This window comes from Candidatus Binatia bacterium (genome assembly GCA_035631035.1).
Taxonomy (GTDB): domain Bacteria; phylum Eisenbacteria; class RBG-16-71-46; order SZUA-252; family SZUA-252; genus DASQJL01.
On sequence record DASQJL010000070.1, the window covers coordinates 1 to 3,547 of the forward strand.

Annotated in this window: 3 protein-coding genes; 1 reads left to right on the forward strand and 2 read right to left on the reverse strand. The window is 69.7% G+C overall.

Annotated elements, in window-relative coordinates:
* A partial coding sequence (locus VE326_07440) for a serine/threonine-protein kinase (GenBank protein HYJ33039.1) occupies positions 1-788 on the reverse strand: 788 nt, incomplete at its 3' end.
* Between the two features lie 128 nt (positions 789-916).
* Between VE326_07440 and VE326_07445 the strand changes: the two genes are divergently transcribed.
* Positions 917-2,563: a serine/threonine-protein kinase gene (locus VE326_07445; GenBank protein HYJ33040.1), complete on the forward strand. Its 1,647-nt coding sequence runs from the start codon at positions 917-919 to the stop codon at positions 2,561-2,563.
* Positions 2,564-2,628: 65 nt separating this feature from the next.
* On the opposite strand, the gene VE326_07450 is transcribed toward VE326_07445, so the two are convergent.
* On the reverse strand, positions 2,629-3,547 hold a 919-nt coding region (locus VE326_07450), incomplete at its 5' end, for a hypothetical protein (GenBank protein HYJ33041.1).

The window sequence follows — 3,547 nt, forward strand, 5'->3', positions numbered from 1 at the left end:
TAGCGGGCGTCGGGCTCCTTGGCCAGGCACTTCTCGATCACCGCGCGCAGTCCGACCGGCACGCGCCCCGACACCGGCCCGGGTGCCGCGTTCACGATGGCGTCGGCGAGCTGCACCACCGAGCCGCCGCCGAACGGAAGGCGGCCCATCGTCATCTCGTAGAGCATCACGCCGAACGACCAGACGTCGCTCCGCGCGTCGGCCTTTCCGCCCAGCAGCACCTCGGGCGGGAGGTAGTTCGGCGTGCCCAGGATCAGCCCGGACCGCGTGAGGTCGAGCTCCGCCGCGCTGACCGGGCGCGAGTCGTCCTGGACCCGCTTCGCCAGCCCGAAGTCGAGCACCTTGGCCCAGCCCTCGGGAGTGACCATGACGTTCGCGCTCTTCAAGTCGCGATGGATCACGCCGCGCTTGTGCGCGTACTCCAGGGCGGAGGCGATCTGGAGCGCGAGCATCGGGATCGAATCGGCGGCGAGCGTCCCCCCGCGGATCCGCTCGGCGAGCGGGCTCCCCTCCACCAGCTCCATCACGATGAAGAGCGCCCCCTCCTCCTTCCCGACCTCGTAGATGTGGGCGATGTGGGGGTGGTTCAGCGACGAGGCGGTGCGGGCCTCGCGGACCAGGCGGGTGCGCGCCTCCTCGTTCAACACCGCGTCGGGAGGGAGCACCTTGATCGCCACGTCGCGCTGCAGCCTCGGATCGTGGGCGCGGTAGACCTCCCCCATGCCCCCCACGCCGAGGGGGGCCAGGACACGGTAGTGCCCGAGGGTGGTTCCGGATGTGAGGGGCATGGAGTGACTAAAGCAGAACCGCGGGCGGCCGGATATGCGAAAGGGCCTTGATGCGAGCCAGGAGCGCGGAATCTGGAGAATTGAAGCGGGGCGTGTCAGACTCCGGTCATGTACAGAGGATTTCCGTCATGAGCCGGCGCGGCCCCAAGACCAAGGCGATGCCGGGGCTGGGCACGCCCGACCCGCGCAGCGCCTCGCGCGGACGCTGGACCTCCCTGCCTCCCGACGTTCTCCGGGGGGTGCGGAAGCGCGTGGCCGTCTTCGCGCTGGCCATCGCGGGGATCTGGGCGCTGGTATTGTTCGTGCACGACGTGGTCGCGCCGCTGATCGGACACCACCACACGGCCGCCATGGGGTGGCCCTATCCCGGGAACGTCATCGGCGCCATCGGACTCCTGACCGCGCTCGCCGTCTGGCTCTACGCGCGGCGAAACCAGTGCGATTGCCACAGGATGATCAACCTGGCGCTCGTGTTCCAGGTCGTGACCTCGGCGCTGATCGCGATCCAGGCCAACTGGACGCCGGTGCTCGGCGACCCTCGCGTCTCCTGGCTCTGTCTCCTGATCCTCATCACGCCCGCCATCGTGCCGACGCCGCCCTTGAAGACGCTCGTGGTTTCGCTCCTGATCGCCACGATGGATCCGGTCGCGCTCGCGCTCGCCGCCATGCGCGACGTGCCGATGTCCCACGATCCCTACATGATGCTCTGGTACCTGCTTCCGAATTACATCTGCGTCGGGCTGGCACTCATCCCTTCGACGTTGATCAGCGGGCTGGGGCGCCGCGTGAACGAGGCGCGCGAGCTGGGCGCCTACCAGCTGGATGAGCTGCTCGGGAAGGGAGGCATGGGCGAGGTCTATCGCGCGCGCCACCGGATGCTCGCGCGGCCGGCCGCGATCAAGCTGATCCGCCCCGAGACGCTGGGCGACGCGGAGGGCTCGCGCGTGATGATCCAGCGCTTCCACCGCGAGGCGCAGGCCGCGGCGCTGCTCCGCTCCCCGCATACGATCAATCTGTACGACTTCGGCGTGACCGACGAGGGGGTCTTCTACTACGTGATGGAGCTGCTCGACGGCTTCGATCTCGACACGCTGGTGCGGCGCTTCGGCCCCCTGCCGCCGGAGCGCGCGATCGTGCTGATGCAGCACGTCTGCCGCTCGCTGGGCGAGGCGCACTCGCGCGGATTGATCCATCGCGACGTGAAGCCCTCGAACATCTTCACCTGCCGGCTCGGGCTGAACGTGGATTTCGGGAAGGTGCTCGACTTCGGGCTGGTCAAGGTCTCGGAGCCGCTGCACGGATCGGGCGAGACCGCCGCGCTCCTGACGCAGGCCGACCTCGCCACCGGCACGCCCGCGTTCATGGCGCCCGAGGTCGCGACGGGCGACGGGCCGGTGGACCGGCGCGTCGACATCTATGCCCTGGGCTGCGTGGGCTACTGGCTGTTGACCGGGAAACTCGTGTTCGAGGCCGAGACGCCGATCAAGACGATGCTGCGCCACGTCCAGGCCCAGCCGGCGCCACCGTCGGAGGTAAGCGAGCTGGAGATTCCCGAGGAGCTGGATCGCCTGATTCTGCAGTGTCTCGCGAAGCATCCGGATCAAAGGCCTGGCGACGCCATCACGCTTGGGTGCGCGCTGGAGTCGGTGCCGGTACGGGAGCGGTGGACCACGGCCCGCGCGGAGAAGTGGTGGGAGATTCACAGCCCGGCGCCCGCGCCGATGACGGAGCTGAGGCCCCCGACGCCGGTGGAGACGCTGCACGCTGCGAAGTAGTGCCCCGCGAGCCGCAGCTCGCGGAACTCTCTGTTGCAACGTGGGCTCTGCAGATCCAGACCCCCTTACTTTCTCAATTCCTCCAGCTTGATCGCGATCGAATCGTTCATACGCAGGAGATCGTCCAGCGCCTCGCCGTGAGGCCGCGTCGTCGCCGCGCGCCGGGTGCGGTCGGGCTCGAGGAAGGGCCAGAGCGGCTTTCGAATGTCGGCGGGAAGGACGGTCTCCAGGTATTCGAGCGCGGTGCCGCGCAGCAAGGGGTCGCCGGTGTGCAGCGCGCGGAACGCGATCCGGAGCGGCTTCCGGGGAAGGACCAGCGCGAACAGGGTGAAGACGTGCTCCAGGCTTCGGTCGGCCCGGTCGCGCACCAGCTCGTCCATGACGGGCGACCACGCCTCGTCGTCCGAACGATCGAGCAGCCCGCGGCTCTCCCACGCGGCGGCCGAGACCTCCACTTCGCGGCGCACGGCGCCATAGACGATCTCGGCCGGCACCGAGAGCGCGGGATCGAGCGCCAGGAGATGCGCCAGCGCGCGGCCCGAGCGGTAGCGCACCTCGAAGCGGCGGTCGGTCATGGAGAGCAGGAGCGCCTGGACGGAGCGCGTATCGGCGACCGTCCCCAGGACCAGCGGCACGCGCCGGCGGATCGTGAAGTCGGAATCGGGATCCAGGATCGGCTCGACCAGCGCGTCGATCGCGCCGGAGCCCGCGCGGCGGAGCGCGGCGATCGCGTCCTGCGCGACGGGATCCCAGGCGAGGAGCGAGACGGCCTGCGGCAGGAGCGAATCGGAGAGCGGCGCCTCCCCGAGCGCGCGGCGGACCGTCTCGGGGTCGCGGGATCGCAGCGCGCGGGCTCGTGCGGCTTCGGGTCCGTCGTCTCCAGGCTGGCCGGTTAATATATATCTTAACTCGGTCCGGGACGAATGGGGTGGGGCTCCGCCCGCCGTGATGGGTCCCGGCGCGACACCTCCCTCGACCTGCGCG